The 21,653-nt window shown below is 39.6% G+C and carries 18 protein-coding genes; 8 read left to right on the top strand and 10 right to left on the bottom strand.

Going from position 1 to position 21,653, the window contains the following annotated elements; all coding sequences use genetic code 11:
• Positions 1 to 258: 258 nt before the first annotated feature.
• A complete protein-coding gene (locus tag ABMQ40_RS14600) occupies positions 259 to 972 on the top strand; it encodes a C40 family peptidase (protein WP_370900903.1) in 714 nt (237 codons plus the stop codon).
• A 308-nt stretch (positions 973 to 1,280) separates the two neighbouring features.
• Here the strand turns inward: ABMQ40_RS14600 and rodA are convergent, their stop codons facing one another.
• From rodA to ABMQ40_RS14575, 5 genes are read right to left on the bottom strand one after another with little or no spacing between them, the layout of a single operon-like run.
• Positions 1,281 to 2,510 (bottom strand): rod shape-determining protein RodA, encoded by a 1,230-nt coding sequence (gene rodA, locus ABMQ40_RS14595; protein ID WP_370900901.1) that lies wholly within the window; start codon positions 2,508 to 2,510, stop codon positions 1,281 to 1,283.
• The gene (locus ABMQ40_RS14590; RefSeq protein ID WP_370900899.1) at positions 2,507 to 4,546 is read right to left on the bottom strand and encodes a peptidoglycan D,D-transpeptidase FtsI family protein; all 2,040 of its coding nucleotides are present in this window, start codon (positions 4,544 to 4,546) and stop codon (positions 2,507 to 2,509) included. Before ABMQ40_RS14590 ends, rodA begins: the two co-directional genes overlap by 4 nt.
• Positions 4,543 to 5,049 carry a rod shape-determining protein MreD gene (locus tag ABMQ40_RS14585; protein WP_370900897.1) on the bottom strand — a complete coding sequence of 169 codons (507 nt, stop codon included), beginning with the start codon at positions 5,047 to 5,049 and terminating at the stop codon, positions 4,543 to 4,545. Before ABMQ40_RS14585 ends, ABMQ40_RS14590 begins: the two co-directional genes overlap by 4 nt.
• Positions 5,042 to 5,896, bottom strand: coding sequence for a rod shape-determining protein MreC (gene mreC / locus ABMQ40_RS14580; RefSeq protein ID WP_370900895.1), 855 nt, complete (start codon positions 5,894 to 5,896; stop codon positions 5,042 to 5,044). Before mreC ends, ABMQ40_RS14585 begins: the two co-directional genes overlap by 8 nt.
• Before the next feature lie 28 nt (positions 5,897 to 5,924).
• The gene (locus ABMQ40_RS14575; protein WP_184188733.1) at positions 5,925 to 6,950 is read right to left on the bottom strand and encodes a rod shape-determining protein; all 1,026 of its coding nucleotides are present in this window, start codon (positions 6,948 to 6,950) and stop codon (positions 5,925 to 5,927) included.
• A gap of 246 nt (positions 6,951 to 7,196) precedes the next feature.
• Between ABMQ40_RS14575 and hemA the strand changes: the two genes are divergently transcribed.
• The 4 genes from hemA to hemE are packed head-to-tail and all read left to right on the top strand — an operon-like array spanning position 7,197 to position 11,110.
• Complete coding sequence (gene hemA / locus ABMQ40_RS14570; protein ID WP_370900893.1) at positions 7,197 to 8,471, top strand: glutamyl-tRNA reductase; 1,275 nt, start codon at positions 7,197 to 7,199, stop codon at positions 8,469 to 8,471.
• Positions 8,458 to 9,366, top strand: coding sequence for a hydroxymethylbilane synthase (hemC, locus tag ABMQ40_RS14565; protein ID WP_370900891.1), 909 nt, complete (start codon positions 8,458 to 8,460; stop codon positions 9,364 to 9,366). The genes hemA and hemC overlap by 14 nt, the downstream gene beginning before the upstream one ends.
• A 47-nt stretch (positions 9,367 to 9,413) precedes the next feature.
• Positions 9,414 to 10,088, top strand: a complete 675-nt coding sequence (locus tag ABMQ40_RS14560) for a uroporphyrinogen-III synthase (RefSeq protein ID WP_370900889.1) — start codon at positions 9,414 to 9,416, stop codon at positions 10,086 to 10,088.
• The gene (gene hemE / locus ABMQ40_RS14555) at positions 10,085 to 11,110 is read left to right on the top strand and encodes a uroporphyrinogen decarboxylase (protein WP_370900887.1); all 1,026 of its coding nucleotides are present in this window, start codon (positions 10,085 to 10,087) and stop codon (positions 11,108 to 11,110) included. The genes ABMQ40_RS14560 and hemE overlap by 4 nt, the downstream gene beginning before the upstream one ends.
• A 127-nt stretch (positions 11,111 to 11,237) precedes the next feature.
• Here hemE and ABMQ40_RS14550 read toward each other — a convergent pair whose 3' ends face one another.
• From ABMQ40_RS14550 to ABMQ40_RS14530, 5 genes are all read right to left on the bottom strand, one after another.
• Positions 11,238 to 12,458 (bottom strand): cysteine desulfurase, encoded by a 1,221-nt coding sequence (locus ABMQ40_RS14550; RefSeq protein ID WP_370900885.1) that lies wholly within the window; start codon positions 12,456 to 12,458, stop codon positions 11,238 to 11,240.
• 157 nt (positions 12,459 to 12,615) lie between these two features.
• Entirely contained in the window at positions 12,616 to 13,257 is a 642-nt protein-coding gene (locus ABMQ40_RS14545; RefSeq protein WP_370900883.1) for a 50S ribosomal protein L25/general stress protein Ctc, read from the bottom strand.
• A gap of 56 nt (positions 13,258 to 13,313) precedes the next feature.
• Positions 13,314 to 14,252, bottom strand: coding sequence for a ribose-phosphate pyrophosphokinase (locus ABMQ40_RS14540; RefSeq protein WP_370900881.1), 939 nt, complete (start codon positions 14,250 to 14,252; stop codon positions 13,314 to 13,316).
• Between the two features lie 85 nt (positions 14,253 to 14,337).
• Complete coding sequence (locus ABMQ40_RS14535) at positions 14,338 to 15,888, bottom strand: SGNH/GDSL hydrolase family protein (RefSeq protein WP_370900879.1); 1,551 nt, start codon at positions 15,886 to 15,888, stop codon at positions 14,338 to 14,340.
• A 9-nt stretch (positions 15,889 to 15,897) separates the two neighbouring features.
• On the bottom strand, positions 15,898 to 17,133 hold the full coding sequence (locus tag ABMQ40_RS14530; RefSeq protein WP_370900877.1) for an OmpP1/FadL family transporter: 1,236 nt from the start codon (positions 17,131 to 17,133) through the stop codon (positions 15,898 to 15,900).
• A 283-nt stretch (positions 17,134 to 17,416) separates the two neighbouring features.
• On the opposite strand from ABMQ40_RS14530, the gene ABMQ40_RS14525 reads away from it, so the two are divergent.
• From ABMQ40_RS14525 to ABMQ40_RS14515, 3 genes are read left to right on the top strand one after another with little or no spacing between them, the layout of a single operon-like run.
• Positions 17,417 to 18,733: a PSP1 domain-containing protein gene (locus tag ABMQ40_RS14525; protein WP_370900875.1), complete on the top strand. Its 1,317-nt coding sequence runs from the start codon at positions 17,417 to 17,419 to the stop codon at positions 18,731 to 18,733.
• Entirely contained in the window at positions 18,726 to 19,187 is a 462-nt protein-coding gene (locus tag ABMQ40_RS14520; protein ID WP_370900873.1) for a gliding motility lipoprotein GldH, read from the top strand. Before ABMQ40_RS14525 ends, ABMQ40_RS14520 begins: the two co-directional genes overlap by 8 nt.
• Before the next feature lie 6 nt (positions 19,188 to 19,193).
• Positions 19,194 to 21,578, top strand: a complete 2,385-nt coding sequence (locus ABMQ40_RS14515) for a penicillin-binding protein 1A (protein ID WP_370900871.1) — start codon at positions 19,194 to 19,196, stop codon at positions 21,576 to 21,578.
• Positions 21,579 to 21,653 lie beyond the last annotated feature (75 nt).

The raw sequence follows: 21,653 nt of genomic DNA, 5'->3' as shown, positions 1-21,653 counted from the left end.
AATTGAAATTTTAAGAACTCCCTGCCATAAAGGAAAAAGCGATTATTCTGTTAAAAAATCTTAATAAAAAAAACCGCATCCAGACCAAAAATAGGCAGTTGCGGTTTGTTTTTCTTTAACATACTTAAATAATATGTTAAATAGTGTTAAAATAAGAAGCTGATAATAATCATATCTGAGCTCTTTTAACCGGAATATATATTTTTGTAATGCTTATTGAAAATAATATTCCTTTTTAACACGGATAATCAAATATATATGAAGAAAAGAGTTTTGTTTTATTTAGTTGCTTTAGTTTCTACAGTTTCACTACAATCTTGCGTTACCAATTATGTAGTTTCAAAACCAGCAACTTACACTAAAGAATACAAAACAAATGCCAAACTAGCTTCTATTGACAACAAGAAAATGGAGCAGGACAAGCAGAGACTAATCGATTCGTTTCTTGCTGAAAAGGCAGCTTCTTTAGCCAGCGCAAAAAATACAATTAAAAATTCTGAAATTGCAAAAGCAATCAGATATAATAAAACCATCGACAATATATTAGCTGAAGCTGAAACCTATCTTGGAACTCCTTACAGATACGGAGGAATGACAAGAAATGGTATTGACTGCTCAGCTTTTGTTCTTTCTGTGTTCGGTGCTGCGGCCGGCCTCAGCCTGCCACGGGTGGCTGCTTCCCAAGCTCAGGAAGGAGAAAAGGTAGAAAAGGGAAACCTTCAGAAAGGTGATCTGATCTTCTTCTCTCATGGCAGAAGAATTTCTCACGTAGGTATCGTAGAAAGTGTTTCTGAAGATGGTGAAATCAAGTTCATTCATGCAGCAACCTCAAAGGGAGTGATGATCTCTTCGCTTAATGATTCTTACTGGGGGCCAAAATTCAGGTTCGGAAAGAGAATCATCAATGAGAACGGAGAAGCTTATAACAATAATTTAGCTGTCACTACCCCATCCACTACAACAAGTTTTTAATTTTAAATAATTGATTTAAATAATGAAGCCATCAGATCTGATGGCTTTTTTATTTTATTTCCGAATTATTACAATACCTTACATTCAGCTAATCTTCAATATCAAGTCTGTATAAAAGCCCCTAGATTTGATTTTTCAGAAGCGAAAATTTTGGCTTTAAAAAAAGCTTGACCATGCTTAGACTTCAGCCCGTGAACCTGAGTTCAGTAAGATCAGGATATTCAGAATTACAGCCCGTGAAGGTACAATCCTCGTATATTTCCCGGAACTTGAAGATTCCTTCAGGAAATTAGCTTATTCCCGGACATCTATACCAGACTGTTTTTATCAGAATAATTTAATTTAAAGAAAATGAAGGTCATAATTGAAAAGGCAAGCAATGAGCTTCCTCCATAGCTGAAATATGGCAATGGAATACCCACTGTTGGAAAAAGCCCCATAACCATCCCTAAATTGATCGAAAAGTGCATAAGAAGGATAGATGCAAAACAATATCCGAAAACCCGGTTAAAGGTGGACTTCTGTCTTTCTGCAAGGTAATAGATTCTTCCGATATAGACCATATAACAAAGGATCAGGATAGCGCTTCCCACAAAGCCCCATTCTTCACCTACGGTGCAGAAAATATAGTCAGTTTCCTGCTCCGGTACGAATTTCCCCTGTGTAACAGATCCTTCACGATATCCCTTACCCAGGAGTCCACCGGAGCCAATCGCGGTCTTAGAGTACAGCAGATTATACCCTGAAGTATCCCTGAACGCTTTTTCTCCTTTGTAAAGCACTTCAATTCTTTCCCTCTGGTGCTTTGGAAGCTTTTCCAAAACATAAGGAGAGGCAAAAGCCAGTCCACATAATAAAATTATGGAGCCTGCAATAGCGGAAATGGAAATTACATTCCAGGACATCCTGTAATAGTTCATGGCTATCAAAACACCGGCAATAACCAAAATAGCAATGACAACGTATATAGGCGGTATGGCCAGAGAAATCAGGAACACTCCTGCAAAGAGAAATCCTACTCCAAATAGAAGCTCGCTCAGGCCTTCCCTGTATAAGGCAATAAAAAATGCAATGAACACCAACATAGAACCGACATCAGGAATTGCCAGTACTACTACCGCAGGAATCCCTATAATGCCCAGGGATGCCCAAAGAGATTTTTTATTGCTAAGATTAAAATCAGGCCCTGACACATAATTGGCCAGCATAAGGGCTGTCCCTATTTTGGCAAATTCTACCGGCTGCATGGTGAAGCTTCCGAATTTATACCAGTTCTTTTGCCCCAGAATTTCTTTACCGAAAGGGAAAAGCCCAATAAGGAGCAAAACGCCTCCTATATAAAAAATCCCTGACAGATTCTCAAAAAATTTGCTTCTTCCAAAAAAGATAAAAAGCCCTACAAACAGGGAAATACAAAAGAATATCAGCTGTTTTTCACCCAATTTCTGGTCAACACTGTAAATATTTGCAATCGCAAAAATACAGAGCAAGAAATACAAGCCAAGGCCCAATTTATCTAATCCTTCCGTCCATTTCATTGCTTAACAGATTTTGTATTCTTGATATTCTTCGTTTCTTCTTCTATTTTCTTTTGCAGCCTGGCTTTTTGTTCTTTAATGAAGTTCAGGCTATCCTGCTTTCTCTTAAGCTTCACAGAGTCCGGCTGTGGCTCTACATACAAGCCTTTGCGTTTCAGGTCTGCAATCCATTGTCTTTTATACTCGGGCATGAAACTGGAGGTCACCATTTTTTTATAGAGGTGCTCCCTCTTAAGGTCTCCCGTAATATATTTTTCAGCAATTACGGTGCATGCGGGGCCTGCCCATGTAGCTCCAAACCCGGCATGTTCCATTACTGCCGCTACCACAATTTTGGGTTTATCCGCAGGAGCGATCAGGACAAAGATTGAGTTATCTTTTCCCTGGGGAACCTGTGCTGTTCCCGTTTTAGCCAATTGCGTAAAATCATTTGATTTCAATCCGCGCGCAGTACCTCTTAATACCACGGCTTCCATTCCTTTAAGCACCGGCTCAAAGTGTCTCGGGTCCACCAGTGTTTTATGCTTCTTTTTAAACCGGGGATCCGGATTAGGCTTACCGTCGACAGCCTTCACAATATGCGGGGTATAATACCAGCCTCTGTTGGCAATGGCCGCAACATAATTGGCCAGCTGAAGGGGTGTCACCAGAATATCTCCCTGCCCCATCCCGTTGAAAACGGCTCCTGTTGCCAGGGGATCCCAGTTTTTATAGTCTTTCTTGGAACCGCTTGCTTTAAGAATGGTTTTCATTCTTCTCTCATAAAACTCACCGGACGGGATCTTTCCGGGAGCTCCTGAAGCCAGGTCATTGTTTAAATATTGTCCGACCCCAAAGCTGTTCATTATCTTTTTCCATTCATCCACACCCTTGGAAGGGTTACCAGGATATTTATTGATAATGGCTAAGTAAGCATAAGAAAAATAGCAGTTGCTGGAAACCTGAATTGATGGAATTAAGGGGTCTGCTCCTCCATGCCCTTTAATTCTTAACCCTCTGTAATTAAAACCACCTCCACAAGGGAAAATAGTGTTTTCATCCATCACGCCCATCTGCATGCCTGCTAAGGCCGTCAATAATTTGAACGTTGACCCCGGAGGGTAAGCCGCCTGAATAGACCTGTCGAACATAGGCTTGTTTTCATAGACGGTATCTTTATTTAAAGCATAAATGTTTTTTGACTTATTCGGGCCTGTGAATAAATTAGGGTCAACGTCCGGGCCGGTGGCCAATGTAAGAATTTCCCCGTTATTAGGATCGATGGCTACAATAGCTCCGTGTTTGTTCACCAGCATTTCTTCGGCCATTCTCTGAAGATCGTAGTCGATGGTTAACGTAATGTCCTTTCCAGTAATCACATCCTTATCCAGTGTCCCGTTTTTATAGGGACCAATATTTCTGAGCTTGATATCTTTTTGGATATACTTAATCCCTTTTATCCCGCGAAGCTCTTTTTCATATGATTTTTCAACACCCTTTTTACCGATGAAATCTCCCGGCAGGTAATATGTTGAATCTTTTTTGATTTCATTTTCATTCACCTCACTGGTATATCCCAGAAGATTTCCGGAAGTGGAAACTTCATATTGGCGCTGAGGTCTTTGAACGATGCTGAAGGCGGGATATTTAAAAATAATCTCCTGAACTCTGGCAATATCTTCTCTGCTCAGATCCTTCATGAAAGTCATCGGATTCAGCTTGGAGTAATATTTTTCTTTTTGAATAGCCCTGATTCTGTTGATAAAATCTGCCTTTGATATTTTCATTAAATTACAAAAGCCTATGGTATCAAAATCAGGTTTCATTAAGGCTTGGGTGAAAGAAATTTCATAAGCCGGCTGGTTGCCTACCAAAATTTTTCCGTTACGGTCGAAGATTACTCCTCTTTGCGGAATAATATATTCGGTTTTTATGGAAGTATTCGCTGCATTTAAGGCATATCGGTCTGTGAATAGCTGCAAGTAAGCAAGCCTTGCCACAAAAATGAGGGCAATAACAACAAGAACGGTGAAAATTTTTAAATAACGTGTGTTCAAACTTTTTGTTTGATTTTAAATATTAATGCATAAATAACTATAAATATAAACGAAATTATACTCGTTACCAATACATTAAATAATATTTCAAAAAACCTGCTCAGCTTGAAAAACTCTATATATTGTACTAAAAGCTGGTGCAAAAAGATACTTGAAAAAAGAAACAGCAAAAACTGAGCCCACTGCAGGGATTGAAAAGAAAAAAAATCCGTGGAGGTATCTGTAGAGGTTCTGAAAATCAAAGTTCTGAAATAAGCGATAAGTGTGGTGGCAAAGGCATTGATTCCCCAGGAATACAAAAAGGCATCAATGGAAAGCCCTATCAGGAAGCTTAAAGCCAGAAACTGAAATCTATTTCTGAAGAAAGGATAAAACATGACAAATACGGGATATAATACCGGAGTATATTTCCCGAACAGGGTAATCCTGTTCAAAACAAAGATCTGTAATGCAACAAGAAAAATCATGATTAATATATCCGTAAATAAAGTCCTGCTAATCATTTTCTTTTTTTATTACAGCTTGCATGGTATCCTGAATCTTTTGAACTTCGGCTTTTTTCAGGTTTTTAACGATATATACTTTACTCAAGGCGCCCATTTTCTCACTGAGCTCTACCGAGATATCCCAAAAGCCCGTTTTGTTATCTACGGAATACCCTGCAACAGTCCCGATCATGACTCCTTTAGGGAAAATCGCGGATTTTCCGTCGGTAACAACAGTATCTCCTATTTTCAATGCTACATATTTAGGAATATCTGATAAATGCATTATCCTCGAGTTATCCCCATTCCATGTCAAAGTACCAAAATATCCGGAATTTTTCAGGGAAGCATTGATTCTTATTTTGTTAACGCTTAATACGGATTGGGCCAGCGAATAACTGTTCGTAGAGTTGATGATGATCCCTGCGATTCCTTTTGGAGACATTACTCCCATTTGAGGAAACACGCCGTCTCTCATGCCCCGGTTGATGGTAAAATAGTTATTCCGCCTGTTAATACTGTTAAATACGATCTCTCCGTCTACAAATGTATAGATTTGTCCGCCTCCGAGGGTATCATGAACTTTTTTGAAAACGGGGTTTTTAGCGCCTTCTTTTCCGTAAAGCTCAATCATCAAAGCTTTATTCTGAGCCATCAGGTCTTCGTTGATCTGTTTAAGTTTGAGATAGGAAACCCCTTCATCAATATATCCGGAAACCCAAGAGTTGAACGCTGCGGTCTGCCCGGCGATCCAGGATTTCTGCATGGCATTTTTAGAGAACATCAAAACCAGAGCAACAATTTGCAGGAATATAAAGAAGACAAAAAGAGCGTTCTTCGAAAATAATCTCAGCAAAAATCCCATTCAGAAATAAAGTCGTAAAAAGTTAAAATTATTTTATTAAGAAATTGAATTTATCCATATTCTTAAGTGCAATGCCGGTTCCACGAACTACAGCTCTCAACGGATCTTCCGCCACAAAAACAGGAAGTCCCGTTTTTTTGTGCAGCCTGTCTGCCAAACCTCTTAACAATGCACCTCCACCGGCAAGATAAATACCTGTCTTGTAAATATCAGCTGCCAGTTCCGGTGGTGTGAGAGAAAGCGTTTCCATTACGGCGTCCTCAATCCTGATGATGGATTTGTCTAAAGCACGGGCAATTTCCTTATATCCCACCATGATCTCTTTCGGCTTACCTGTAATAAGGTCTCTACCCTGTACGGGAATATCTTCGATGTCCACATCAAGGTCTTCAACTGCGGATCCCACTTCGATCTTCACTCTTTCGGCAGTTCTTTCCCCGATATAAAGGTTATGATGCGTTCTCAAATAGTATGCAATATCATTGGTAAATACATCTCCTGCGATTTTTACAGATTTATCACAAACGATACCTCCCAGGGCTACTACCGCAATTTCCGTAGTACCGCCACCTATGTCAATGATCATGTTACCTTCCGGCTTTTGTACATCAATTCCAACCCCTATCGCAGCTGCCATCGGTTCGTAGATCAGCCTTACTTCCTTGGCATTCACTTTCTGTGCTGAATCCCTTACCGCTCTTTTTTCAACTTCAGTGATTCCTGAAGGGATACAGATTACAATTCTAAGGGCAGGCTGAATAAATTTACCTTTAATTCCCGGAATTTTTTTGATAAACTCCTTGATCATATGTTCAGAAGCATGGAAATCTGCTATAACCCCGTCCTTCAGCGGGCGGATGGTTTTAATGTCCTCGTGAGTTTTCCCCTGCATGTGTTTCGCCTGCTCTCCTACAGCAATCGGTCTACCCGTAGAACGCTCAATGGCAACAATTGACGGCTGATCTATAACAATTTTATTATTATGGATGATAAGAGTGTTGGCGGTTCCAAGGTCTATCGCAATTTCTTGCGTAAACATATCAAATAAACTCATATTTTTACTTCTGATTTTTTAAGAATTACAAAGATATAAATTTAACACATCCAATGAAATTATATCTAAAAGGAATTTGGTTAAAATTTTATTAAAATTTCAGGGTATTTCATTAACTCTCCGGCGGCTGTTTTTCTTCAGCTACGCGGAACCCCGATGAATATTAGGTTTATAGTTTTTTACGATAATTATCATATATATTATCTGAAGATGATTTATTAAAAAAAACGTAAATTTGCGACGCTTATGTTACAGTATTCCAACATCCATCAAACTGCTAATTTTGCCGTACTTTCTATAAGCTATGAAAAAGCTGACGTAGAAACACGCGGGAAGTTTGCTTTTTTTGATGAAAATATTAAAGCCTTCGTATCCCGAATCCATGATGAAAATTTGGGAGATGCTTTTGTGGTTTCCACCTGTAACAGAACGGAGATCTACACCACTACCCCAAATTATCTTTTGGTGGCCGAGGAATACTGCAAAACGATCGGGGTGAATCTTACGGATTTTCTTCAGTTCGCCAATATCCTTACCAAAGAGGAAGCTTTGACTCATCTGTTCCGGGTAGCAGCCGGACTGGAAAGCCAGATTATCGGAGATTTTGAAATTATCGGCCAGATTAAAAAAGCTTATACCCGCTTCAAAAAAGAACGGCGGAACTCCAATCCATACCTGGAAAGAGCCATTAATTCCGCCATCCAGATTTCAAAAAGGATAAAAAACGAGACGGGCATTTCCAATGGAGCCGCCTCCGTTTCTTATGCCGCGGTACATTATATCCTGAATAACCAGAAAAGAATAACCGAAAAAAACATCCTTCTCCTCGGTGTGGGTGAAATCGGGCAAAATACGGTTGAAAATCTGGTAAAGCATGTTTATCAGCCAAAAATAAAAATTGCAAACAGAACCCAGGAAACTGCAGAAAAAATTTCCCGAAAGTACAATATTCCTCATATCGACTATTCTGATTTTGATAAGGAGCTGAAAAATACGGATATTCTTATTGTAGCAACCGGAGCTAAACATCCTATTGTGAATGCTTCCCATTTTCCAAACGGAAAGGAGACCCTGGTTATCGATCTTTCAATCCCTCACAATGTGGAAAAAGAGGTAACGAATAATAAAAACGTCACTTTGATTGACGTTGACGAGCTTTCAAAACAAATTCAGGAAACCATTCAGCAGCGGGAAAAAGAGATCCCGAAAGCCGAGAAAATCATCAAAGAGCTGACGAAAGATTTTCTGGAGTGGGAGAAAAAGAGAAAGCTGGCCCCCAACATCCATCATTTTAAAGCGGTCCTGAAAAATATGGAGCGCAATGAAATGCACAATTTTTACAAAAAAAATAAATACATAAACATAGCGGATATGGAGCTTTCTGACAAGATGATCCAGAAGATTACCAACCGTTTTGCAAAATATATCATCGACAACCCGCTCAAAGCCGAAGAAATTAGTAAATTAATGCACGAAATATTAGTTGAACAACCAAACAACGAATTCAATGAAAAGCATTAGAATAGGAACCAGAAATTCCGCACTGGCACTTTGGCAGGCAAGAGAGGTTGCGAGGCACCTTCAGAATAATAATTACTTAACGGAGATCGTTCCGATTGTTTCTTCGGGGGACAAAAACCTCAACCAGCCGTTATATTCTCTGGGAATTACCGGTGTTTTCACCCGGGATCTGGATATAGCTCTATTGAATGACGAAATTGATATTGCCGTGCATTCCCTGAAAGATGTACCTACCCAGCTTCCTCAAAACGTTGAGCTTATTGCCTGTCTTGAAAGAGACTATCCCCAGGATGTACTGATCCGTAAAGAAACTGCCAGGAACAAAGAATTTCATGAATTAAAACTGGCTACCAGCAGCTTAAGAAGGAGAGCTTTTTGGCTGAGACACTACCCTGATGCTACTTTTTCAGATATCCGTGGGAATATCCAGACCCGTCTTCAGAAGCTGGAAGAACAGGATTTTGATGCCACCATTCTGTCTCTGGCAGGAATCAAAAGAATGAAAATGGACATTGATTACGAAATGCTTCCGCTGATGATCTCGGCTCCTTCCCAGGGAGTAATCGCTGTTGCCGGCCATTCTGAAAAGCATGAGATCAATGAGATTGTAAGGCAGATCAATCACAGGCAAACCGAGATCTGTGTTGAAATTGAAAGGAATTTTCTAAAAACCCTTGAAGGTGGCTGTACGGCACCTATCGGCGCTTTTGCGGAAGTTTTTGATGGCCAGATCCGATTCAGGGCTGCCTTATGTTCACTGGATGGTAAAAACTGCATTGCCACAGATGAATACTTTGAATACAATGATGCTGAGAACTTCGGGGAAAAGTTTGCTAAGATCGTCCTTGAAAACGGCGGAAAAGAGCTGATGGCCGAGATCAAAAGTCAGATCTAGACATCAAGAGACACTTTTCGATCTTTCACTCATATTCAACCTGAGAAATGAAAAAAATCCTATTTACCAAAAATATAGACCTGTCCGCTATATCCAAAGAACTTGGAAAGGATATCTCGGCTGACTGCATTGAGGTAATTAAGACCACCCCCATAACAGTGAGGCCCTTTGATCTTAAAAATTATTCTCTCATTTTTTCCAGTGTAAACGGAGTTATTTCTTTCTTCAAAAATCATTTTAAACCCAATGAAGATTTTACCGCTAAGAACTATAATAAGATATATTGTGTAGGGGAAAAAACAAAAAAAGAAATCAGGAAGCATGGCTTCGGGACATTCAAGGTCCTGAAAAATGTAGAAATGCTTTCACAGTTCATCATCAGCCACTGCTCACATGAGAATTTCTTACACTTTTGCGGGAATATAGCCCTGGATGTCCTTGATAAAAGCCTCCCTTTACAGAATATCAGATACAAAAAAGTTATTGTTTACCACACTGAAGAAATCAATCCTTTGATTACTGAAAAATATCATGCCGCTGTTTTTTTTAGTCCGAGTGGAGTTCGTAGTTTTGCAAAGCAAAATTCTTTTGATGATATGATGCTTTTTTCAATAGGGGAAACTACTTCTAACGAGCTGAGAAGGTTTACATCAAAAAACATTTTCACTTCCCAGGGGAACAGTCTGGCCTCTGTTTTAGAGTTGATTAAAAATAGATTATGATTAAAAACGACTTATATTTAAAAGCCCTCCGTGGGGAAACCGTGGAAAGGCCACCTGTATGGATGATGAGACAGGCCGGAAGATATCTGCCGGAATTTATTGCACTCCGTGATCAATATGATTTTTTTACAAGATGCCAGACACCGGAGCTTGCCGCCGAAATTACCATACAACCCATCCGCAGATTTCCTCTGGATGCCGCGATATTATTTTCTGATATTCTGGTAGTTCCACAGGCTATGGGAATTGATTTTAAGATGAAGGAATCCGTAGGTCCGTGGCTGGATACCCCGATCAGAACCATGGAGCAGGTTCAGAGCATTGAGATACCTGACGTAAATGATACTTTAGGATATGTATTTGATGCTATTGAATTGACACTGCAGAAACTGGACAATGAAATACCACTGATAGGTTTCGCGGGTTCTCCCTGGACCATCCTCTGCTATTGTGTGGAAGGAAAGGGAAGCAAGGCTTTTGATATAGCCAAATCGTTCTGCTTTCAGCAGCCGGAGGCAGCTCATTTACTGCTTCAGAAAATTACGGATACTACTATTGCCTATCTGAAAAGGAAAGTTGAAAAAGGAGTTTCCGCAGTACAGATTTTTGATTCCTGGGGAGGAATGCTTTCCCCGGAAGATTATCAGGAATTTTCCTGGAAATATATCAACCAGATCGTTGAAGCCTTAAGCTCTCTGACCCATGTGGTTGTCTTCGGGAAAGGCTGTTGGTTTGCCCTGGAAGAGATGACGCTGTCCAAAGCTTCTGCATTAGGTGTTGACTGGACCATTACCCCTGAGCTTGCAAGAACCCTGACCAACCATACCATGACCCTTCAGGGAAATTTTGATCCGGCAAGATTGCACTCCACTCCCGAAACCATCAAAAAAATGGTTAATGAAATGATCACCCGGTTCGGAAAAGACAGATACATTGCCAATCTGGGCCATGGGATCCTGCCGAACATACCCCTGGAAAATGCTGAGGCCTTTATCCGTGCCGTAGTGGACTGGAAACCTTAATGAATTTTACAGTATAAAAAAAGGCCTCCTGTGAGGTCTTTTTTATTGATAAAGAATATTGAATCAATATTTCCTGTTCATTATGAAAAAACACCTCAAAAAGAGGTGCCTGTCTATTATATTAAATTTAGCTTAGCATTCGCTGTGCCTTTTTAACTCCTTCCACTAACAGATCTATTTCCTGGAAAGTATTATAGACCGCAAAGCTGGCCCTTACTGTTCCTGCGATATTGAAAAAGTCCATGATCGGCTGTGTACAATGGTGCCCTGTTCTTACCGCTATTCCCATCTTATCAAGGATCATCCCTACATCCGAAGAAATCCCTGTTCCTTCCAGGTTAAATGACACTACACCTGTTCTCTTGACTTTCTCGCCATAGATTCTGATATGCTCTATTTCTAAAAGCTGCTTCTGGGCATACTTCAACAATGCGTTTTCATGATTTTGTATATTCTGCTGCCCCACTTTTTCAATAAAGTCTACCGCTGCACCTAGTGCTATATTTCCACCAACATTGGGGGTGCCTGCCTCATATTTAAAAGGTAACCCCGCATAAGTGGTCCCTTCAAAAGCACAGGTGGCGATCATCTCCCCTCCTCCATGGAACGGCGGCAAAGCTTCCAGAACTTTTTGTTTCCCATATAATATGCCCGTACCCATAGGAGCATACATTTTATGCCCAGAAAACACAAAAAAGTCACAATCCAGCTTCTGAACATCGATGGTAAAATGGGGAGCAGATTGTGCCCCGTCAATTACAATATAAGCTTCCGTATTCTTTCTTGTCCTGGCAATAATCTCTTCTACAGGATTCACAATTCCCAATGCATTAGACACCTGGTTTACGGACACAACCTTTGTCTTCTCACTTAAAAACTGATCTAAATATTCTAACTGAAGTGCCCCGTTTTCATCAATAGGAATGACGCGGAGTTTAGCCCCTGTTCTTTCACAAAGCAACTGCCAGGGAACAATGTTGGAATGGTGTTCCAGATATGAAATGATAATTTCATCGTCTTTTTTAATTTCCTGCGTTAAAATATAAGAGATGAGGTTCAGCCCTTCTGTAGTTCCTTTGGTAAAGATCACTTCAAAATCATGCTTAGCATTAATAAACTTCCGGATCTTTTTTCTTGCAAGCTCCATTTCTTCAGTTGCCAACTGGCTTAAGGTATGAATCCCCCTATGAACATTGGCATTTAGCTCAGTATAATATTTATGGCAAACGTCTAAAACTGAATGGGGTTTTTGAGATGTCGCTGCATTATCCAAGTAAACCAAAGGCTTACCATTCACCTGCTGATCTAGTATGGGAAACTGATTTCTTATTTCCTGAATATCAAACATTATTAAAATTTTAAATTAAGCCGTTCTTATTTAGAACTCTTCAAATTTACGGCTTTTTTCCGAAAGGCTATTGTCTGAAAATGATTATAGATCGAATCTAAAAATAAAAACCTGCCAGAATCTGACAGGTTTTATATCATTATTTAATAAGAAATTCTTATTCTGCTGCAGTTGGTTCAGCTGCAGGAGCTTCTCCTTCAGCTGCAGTTTCTTCTTCATCTTCATCATCCTGCATGGCTGCACCTCCTTTCATTGCATTTCTAGACATCTTCACAGCCACTATCACCGCATTGTCAGGGTGCATGAACGTATAAGCATCATTTTTGATATCACCGATATAAAGTTTGTTACCAATCTTTAATGGAGTAACATCTACAACGATTTCATCCGGCAGGTTGGCAGGGATAGCCTTTAACTTTAATTTTCTGAAAGACTGACGTAAAACGCCCCCGGCAACAACACCTTTTGAACGTCCGGTGATTCTTACAGGAACTTCCATAATAACCGGCTTATCATCAGCTAACTGATAGAAGTCTGCATGCAGAATCTTGTCTGTAATCGGATGAAACTGAATATCCTGAAGAACAGCCGGAATTGTTTTACCATCAACCTCAATAGATACCGTGTGTGCTTCAGGAGTATATACCAAACCTTTGAACGCCTTTTCTTCCGCAGAAAAGTTTAAAGGTTCTGAACCTCCGTAAACAACACAAGGAACTAATTCAGCATCACGTAAAGCTTTTGTAGACTTTTTGCCCACGCTTTCTCTTTTTGTACCTTGAATTGTAATAGATTTCATTTATAAATATTTAAAAAAAATTGTTTTCATATAATTTACAAGCTCATGATAATCAATTAGATAACAAATTTGCTACTGATTGATCTGTGCTCGTGAACCATCTTCATCACATCCGCAAATAATGGGGCGCAAGATAGCACTTTTATTTTAGATGACAAATTATTTTTTACAGGAATTGAGTCCGTTACAATAACTTCCATCAATTTTGAGTTTTCAATGTTCTCATATGCCTTTCCTGAAAGCACGCCGTGAGTGGCCATTGCTCTTACTGTTTTTGCTCCTTTCTCCATTAAGATATCTGCTGCCTTGCAAAGTGTCCCTGCCGTATCAATCATATCATCGATAAGGATCACGTTTTTCCCTTCAACGTCACCAATGAGGAACATTTCTTCTACCACATTCGCTTTTTTTCTTTCCTTATAGGCGATCACTACTTCCGCTCCTAAATGGCCGGCATAATTTTTTGCTCTTTTTGCCCCACCCATATCCGGAGAGGCTATGGTAAGATTGTCTAAGTTCAAAGATTTGATATAGTCTACGAAAATGGTAGACGCGTACAGATGGTCTACAGGTATCTCGAAGAATCCCTGAATTTGATCCGCATGCAGATCCATGGTCATTACTCTTGTAGCTCCTGCGGCCGTTAAAAGGTTAGCCACCAACTTTGCGCCTATCGGAGCCCTTGGCTTATCTTTTCTGTCCTGTCTTGCAAGCCCGAAGTACGGAATCACCACTGTGATGCTCTTTGCAGAGGCTCTTTTTGCAGCATCAATCATCAGAAGAAGTTCCAATAGGTTGTCTGCGGGTGGAAATGTAGAGCCAATAAGGAAAACCCTCCCTCCTCTTACTGATTCATCCAAAACCGGTTCAAATTCCCCATCACTGAACTCCTGAAAATTGATTTTTCCTAATTCCTGCCCGTAATGCTGGGCAATTTTTTCTGCAAGGTCTTTGCTTGTCCTTGTGCAAAATAAATAACTTAACTGATCAGCCATTTTTACTTTTTAAAAGATTTTGCAAATTTAAAAAAAAACCACAAGAATTACTCCCGTGGCTTTTAAGTTTTTATTTTTCTCACTATTAAGGAAACTTGATTCCTGAATAATTGTTTGGATTTACTTGTGGTAAATTAGATTTATAAGTTTCATTAATTGATTTTATAAATTCGTTGGCAACAATAGCATATCCTCTTCCGGTAAGATGGACTCCATCTAATGAAAAGGCTCCTCCCGTTACAAACTTGGCTGAGTATTTTACACCATCCCAGGAAATTCCAGACTGACTATTTAATTCAACCATTTTTTTATTCATATCCACGAAAGCATACCCTTTGGCATTGGCTGCAGCCTTAATAGTAACATTATAAGCATCGATGGCTGTATTTACTTCTGCAGCTTCTGTTGCTGTCAACACATATTTATCTGCAAAAGGATAAGCAACACCTCTGGCTCCAAGGCTTGCAGGAACTCCCGGCGGTACTGGTTCGAGGGATCCAATCTCTGCTTTGGTTGTCAGAGGAACCAAATCTCCTGCCTTAGCTTGTCTTGCCTGGCCATAAGTAGCTCCCAGGTAAGGTGCCAGAGCAATTAACGTAGGATTTCCGGAAGCCAGCGCGGCAGCCGTGATCTGAGCATTAAGGGGAGTAAGGCTTTCGTCTTTGATCAGCAAAGGATTAGCGGCAGTTTTAGAAAGAGGCTGTATCCTGTCTCCAGCTCCCAGAGCTGTTAAAATCTGGTTTAACGGAACATACAGATTTGCATTCAGATTATCAATTGTTGCGTTACCTGCATTAACGTTTCCACCTCCAAGAGCTGCTGCTGTAAGCGGATTATATGGAACAGTTGTTAGAGAAGGGATATTCGTTACGCTAGGAATATTTGCAATTACACCCTTAGCGTTTGTAGATGCAATCTCGTTAATGAGAGCGTTGTAATATTGCGTAAATTGAGCAGGTGGGGTTAATGTCTCCGCAGAAGCATCCCCGCCGGCCAAAGCATATAATAAGGCATCATTATTCCCGATCCATAGTGAGAAAAATGTAGGATGCTGAGCCTTAAAGTCGGCAATCACTGAGGTTGTTGGGCTGGATGCAAATCTTACGAAATAAGGATTGGCTGTTTTTGTAGGAATCCCCTGTACATTTCCATATCCAGGGGCTAATAAATGGGCAACTTTCGCACCCGGAATCCCCATATTGTTGAATGGACCTGTCAGAACTGTGTTAACGACAGTCGTAGCCGTATTATTATTCGCGTTTTTAAGCTCAGGAGCTCCGTCAACAAAAGCATTAATATACAGCTTTGTATTTGCAATCTGGGTTGGCCCTGCAAGTGTATTGAGTATCAATCCTCCATTATTATCTGCCATTAAAGGTTGCTTAAACTCTCCTCCTCCGACTAACTTCATCTGTCCGGCAATCATTGAAGGATAAGATTCGTTCTGCCCATCAATATATAAAGCTCCGTCTCTGTATCCTGACGTCAGAGAATTTCCCAACGCAACATACTTGGAAAAATCTGCTTCACCTTTTGTTACAACAATATCCTTTACATCTGTATCAAAATCATCCTCGCAACTCGTTGCAAAAAGAAGTGCTGAAATTGCGAATGTAGAAATTATAATTTTTTTCATAATCTTCAATTAAAAAGGGTTATAAGATAAACCTAGACCTAAATAGAATGCCGTAGCTTTGGCCTGTCCGTAGAAGCCAAGATTCTCATTCTTCACATCCCTGGATTGAGGCATTGCATATCCTCCTGCAATATCTACTCCGAATTGTTTTAATTTAAACCCAACCCCGCCTGTCACAACATAGGTATTAAACGAAGGGGTTTCCGGAATAAAGTTTTCGTCTGAATAAGGAGATTCGTCATAATATGCCCCGAGACGGCCGTAGATCATATTACTAAATGCATATTGAGTTCCCAGCCTGAAGGTTTTTGCATTTCTGAAATTTTTAGGAGAAACGGAAACCGTAGGGTCTGATGGCTGATTGCCAACAGGAGCATTGGCAAAATCAAGTGTCAGCTTGCTGTATCTTTCCCATCCGTGATAATTGAAGTCAGCAGAGACTAACCACTTTGGAGTGATCTTATAAGTTAAACCAATAGTATATTCTTCAACTAAAGGTAAAGTCGCAGAAAAGCTGTCTTTTCCACTGGTATCTAAGCCCAGCAAAGGATAAATGGAAGCCGAAGGGAACTGGAATGTAGCCTTTCCTTCTTTAGCTTTCATATCAACAGGCGAACGGTATGCAATACTTACATCCAGTTTCGGGTCTGGTCTGAAGTAGAAACCAAAACCATACCCATGACCGCTTGCTTTACTATCAAGATTAAGCTGTCCTCCGAACTGTGTAATAGCTTTATCCCAGTTTACCTTTCCTCTCGCATAAATATAGCTTGCTCCAAAAGCCAGCCAGTCATTAAACTTATAGGAAATCATTGGCTGGAAGTAAAAACTCTTCAGTTCAAGCTTTTGAACCATTTCTCTTCCTTCCCAGTCATTTGGCCATTCAATAGTACTACCAAAAGGTGTTGAAAAACTAAACCCTATTGACAATTTATCTATCGGTTTATAAGCAATCGCGGCATAGATAGGTGTTCCCATCGGGTTATCAGTCTCTGTGCTTTGCAAAGTATTCAGGTTCTGAAAAGTAACTTTATTGCTTGCTCCAAACCCTCCCGCCACGATACTCAGCTTCGAAGGAATGAATGACATACCCGCAGGGTTAAAGAATGCCACACTTGCATCTTCAGCATGTGCACTTGTGTGTGCCATTGCCAATTGTTTCACCCCCTGGAGAGAAACCCTGAAGCCTCCCGCATAAGATAAAACCCCTGCCAATAATGCAGTTGATACTAATATTTTTTTCATAGACTATTATTATATAAAGTCAAATATAAAATTATTTTGGATACATCTGTTAAATATTCTTAATATTTTAAACGATATATCCAAAGAAAATTATGTTTAAAATAACAGTTTGATGAAATGGAATATAAAATGCCCAAATACAGGATAATTGACAATATTTTTTACAATAATCTTATTTTTTGTTTAATCTTAAACAGAATGATATTTAATATTTCAATATTTTAGAATCACATAAAGATAAAAATACATAAATTTGCAAGATTAAATAATAATTAATAATTATATGAGTTGTGGATGTAAAACATCCGGCGATTCTGCACATTCCTGCGGGCCTAAGAAAACCGCGAATGGCTGTGAAAATGTAAATACCTGTGGTAATAGTTATAAATTAAGTGTTTTCGATTGGTTATCTGATATTAAAAATCCCGCCTCAAACAGGTGCGAATTTGTAGAAGTCAGATTTAAAAATGACAGAAAATCGTTTTATAAAAATGTAAATAATATCCCTTTACACATAGGTAGTGTAGTAACAGTAGAATCCAGTCCGGGGCATGATGTAGGTGTGGTAAGTCTCACCGGAGAATTAGTAAAGATTCAGATGAAAAAAAAGAAATTTTCTGAAGAATCCGCACTTAAAATATACAGACAGTCCAATCAAAAAGATATTGAAGTTTGGCAGGAAGCGAGAAAAAAAGAGGATAATGTAAAGATAGAAGCAAGAAAAATCGCTCAAAAACTGGGGCTTGAAATGAAAGTTACAGACGTTGAGTATCAGGGAGATGCGTCAAAGGTAACTTTTTATTATACTGCTGATAACCGCGTAGACTTCAGGCAACTGATAAAAGACTATGCAGCCGCCTTCAGAACTAAGATTGATATGAAGCAGATCGGGTTCAGGCAAGAGGCCGCCAAAGTGGGTGGAATAGGATCCTGCGGAAGGGAGCTTTGCTGCTCCACATGGCTTACGGATTTCAGATCTGTAAACACCAATGTTGCCCGATATCAGCAGCTTAGCATTAACCCGCAAAAGCTTGCCGGGCAGTGTGGCAAACTGAAGTGCTGCCTTAATTATGAATTAGACAGTTATCTTGATGCTTTGAATGATTTTCCGCCTTCTTCTACAACACTGGAAACAGAGAAAGGAAAAGCTTTTTGTATCAAGATTGATGTTTTCAAAAGGAAAATGTGGTTTGCTTATGTGGAAAGCTCCATTGCATGGTATGATTTCGACATTGATCTGGTAAAAGGATTGATCGCAAAAAATAAAAAAGGTGAAAAAATCCCGCCTCTTGAAGAGCTTAAACTACCTGAGATCTCATTACCAAATGTTGATTTGATTCAGGAAAATAATGTTGACCGGTTCGAGAAGAGAAGAAACAAGAATAAAAATCAGAACAGGCAGAATAACAATGTTCAGAAAAAGAACAAATCCGAAAAATCTGAGAATGTAAATGCCGGCCCTAATCAGCCAAAGCAGCAGCGGCCGCAACAGCCGAAAGCCCAATTGGAAAAGGTAGAGGTAAGCCCGGATTCTGAGAAGAAACCAAATAAGAAGAAATTCAAAAAGAAATATCCTCCAAAAAAAGACAAAAATGCGTAAAATTTTAGGATTATTGCCCCTTATCCTTTTCTTTAGCTGCAGCACCCCGGGAGAAAATGTAATAATGAATTCCGTTGATAATAAGTGGAATAAGAAAAGTGAACAGAAATTTAATCTTGAAATTTCAGACCCTCAGAATCCTAAAAATATTATATTTGTTGTAAGAAATAATAATGATTATCCTTACGGCAACATAAGGTTTATTGTGAATTTCACTGATCTTCAGAATAAGAAAAAGGAGACTGACACTTTAAATTATATCCTTGCCAAACCGAATGGTGAGTGGCTGGGAACGGGGTTTGGAGATACGAAGGAAACTCTTTTTCAATATAAACTGAATTATAAATTTCCGGCAAAAGGTAAATATGAAATCGGATTGATTCAGGCAATGAGAAATGACAATTTACCGGGAATTGAAGATATCGGAGTAAAAATAGAAACGGCTAAACCGTAATCATCAATGGAAGAAAACAAACAAAATACAGGAAATAAAGGAAAAACCTTTCCTCTTCCTCCCAAAAAAAAGAAAGATACATCTTGGAAAAAATGGGTTAGAATAATTTGGATTGGACTCATTGCGGTAGTTTTAGGTATTTCAGGACTTTTCTTTGCTGTTTCACAGGGCTTTCTTGGAGAGATGCCCGATGTAAAGGAGCTGGAAAATCCAGATATCTATGTCGCTTCTGAAATTTATTCTTCAGATGGTGTCCTGCTAGGTAAATTTGAAAAAGAAAAAACCCAGCCTATCACTTATAAAGACCTCCCTCCTTATCTTATCTATGCCCTTCAGGCAAAGGAGGACGAACGTTTCAAAGAGCACTCCGGAATAGATTTAAAGTCTATTTTGAGAGCGGTAAGGTATGGAGGAGACAGAGGTGGAGGCTCAACAATCACCCAGCAGTTGGCCAAGCTTTTATTTACAAAGGAGCCTTCCAGAAATCCTATAAAAAGAATTATTCAGAAACTCAAGGAATGGGTAGTTGCCGTAAGCCTGGAAAAAAGATATACCAAAGAGGAAATCGTAACCTTGTATTTCAATAAGTTTGATTTCACTTACAATGCCAATGGTATAGAAATGGCTTCGAAAATTTACTTTAATAAAAGTACCAATCAGCTTACTTTACCCGAAGCGGCCGTCTTCGTTGCCATGCTGGAGGCACCGATCGCCAATAACCCCATGAGAAATCCTGAAAGGGCCAAGAGAAGAAGAGATGTAGTATTATCTCAGATGCTGGAAACAGGATATATAGATCAGGCAACTTATGATAAGGCCATTGATACTCCTATTACTTTAGATTATCATCCGATTAAAAATATCAGTGATGATTACTCCGCTTATTATAAGTTCTACTTAAAGAAGGAGATTGATGAATATCTCAAAAATTATGAAAAGGAAAATGGTAAAAAGCTGAATCTTTATAAGGACGGACTGAAAATATATGTCACTCTTGATTCTAAAATGCAGAAATATGCGGAGGAAGCAATCAGAGAACATTTAACAGATCTTCAAAAAAGATTCGATGCAGAACAGCGTGGAAGAAAAAACAGACCATTCTATTATCTCACCGACAAGCAAATCAATAGTGTGATGATTCAGGCTATGAAAAGGACCGGACGTTATAAGCAGTTGAAAGCTGCCGGAATTTCTGAAGACTCCATTTTAATGGAATTTCATAAACCTATTAAAACTTCCCGCTTTACGTGGAATGGTGAAGAGGAAGTTGAAATGTCTCCATGGGATTCTATCAGATATCATAAGCAAATCGCCCAGGCCGGCCTGATGTCCATGGTCCCTGCAACAGGTGAAATCAAGGCATGGGTGGGAGGTATAGACTGGCAGCATTTCCAATACGATCATATCAAACAGGGGAAAAGACAGGTAGGATCAACCTTCAAACCTTTTGTATATGCAACCGCAATTATGAAATTAGGAATGACTCCGTGTTCAACAGTTTCAAATGCAACTTATGACCATAAAGGATGGCATGTTCCCGGAAGAGGCGGCATGCTCACCCTTAAGGACGCGTTGGCTCATTCGCAGAACCCTGTTGCAGCCCGGCTTATAGAAATGACAGGTGTAGATGCCGTAATTCAAACAGCAAGAGACCTGGGAGTAACGGAAGATATTCCAAGAAACAATACAATTGCCTTAGGTTCTTCCGATATCACCATTTATGAAATGCTGGGAGCATACAGTACTTTTGCAAATTATGGAAACTACAATAAGCCAGAAATGATCTGGAGGATCGAAGATGCCAACGGAAGAGTGATCAAAGAGGTAAATATAGAGCCAAAAGAAGTGATGAACCCTCTATACGCGTATACCATGATTGAGCTGATGAAAGGTGTGGCACAGTATGGTACGGCTTCCGGTGAGCTGGGAAGGAAAGGAATTTCAAAAGATGTGGAAATTGCAGGTAAAACCGGTACTACACAAAATAACTCCGACGGATGGTTTATGGGAATTGTACCAAAGCTGGCAACCGGAACATGGGTAGGCTGGGAAGACAGAGCCACTCACTTCTATGGTACAGGAGAGGGACAAGGAGCCAAAATGGCATTGCCGATCTGGGCTATTTTCATGAAAAAAGTCTGGGCAGATAAAAGCTTGAAAATTTCTCCTGATGATAAATTTGTAAAACCGTCTGAATGGAAAGACGGATGCTCAGACCTTAAGAGCCTTGGAGCCGGGTATGGTGACGAAGGAGGATTACAGACCATCGATGAGATCAAGAATCCAAAACCGATAGATAACACTACATCAAAACATAATTCAGAGAAGAAAGAAGAAAATGTAAACGAAAATCTGAATACCGGAGAAGAGGTGGACTTCAATAATAAATAAACTCTCTTTTAGAAATAAACAAGAGGCTGTCTCAAAAGGACAGTCTTTTTTCTGCTCATGTTTTTTTTAATCCAT

It is taken from the genome of Chryseobacterium gossypii, assembly GCF_041361455.1.
Classification (GTDB): domain Bacteria; phylum Bacteroidota; class Bacteroidia; order Flavobacteriales; family Weeksellaceae; genus Chryseobacterium; species Chryseobacterium gossypii.
Note: the sequence above shows the minus strand (reverse complement) of the source record. Positions and strands in the feature narration are given on the sequence as shown.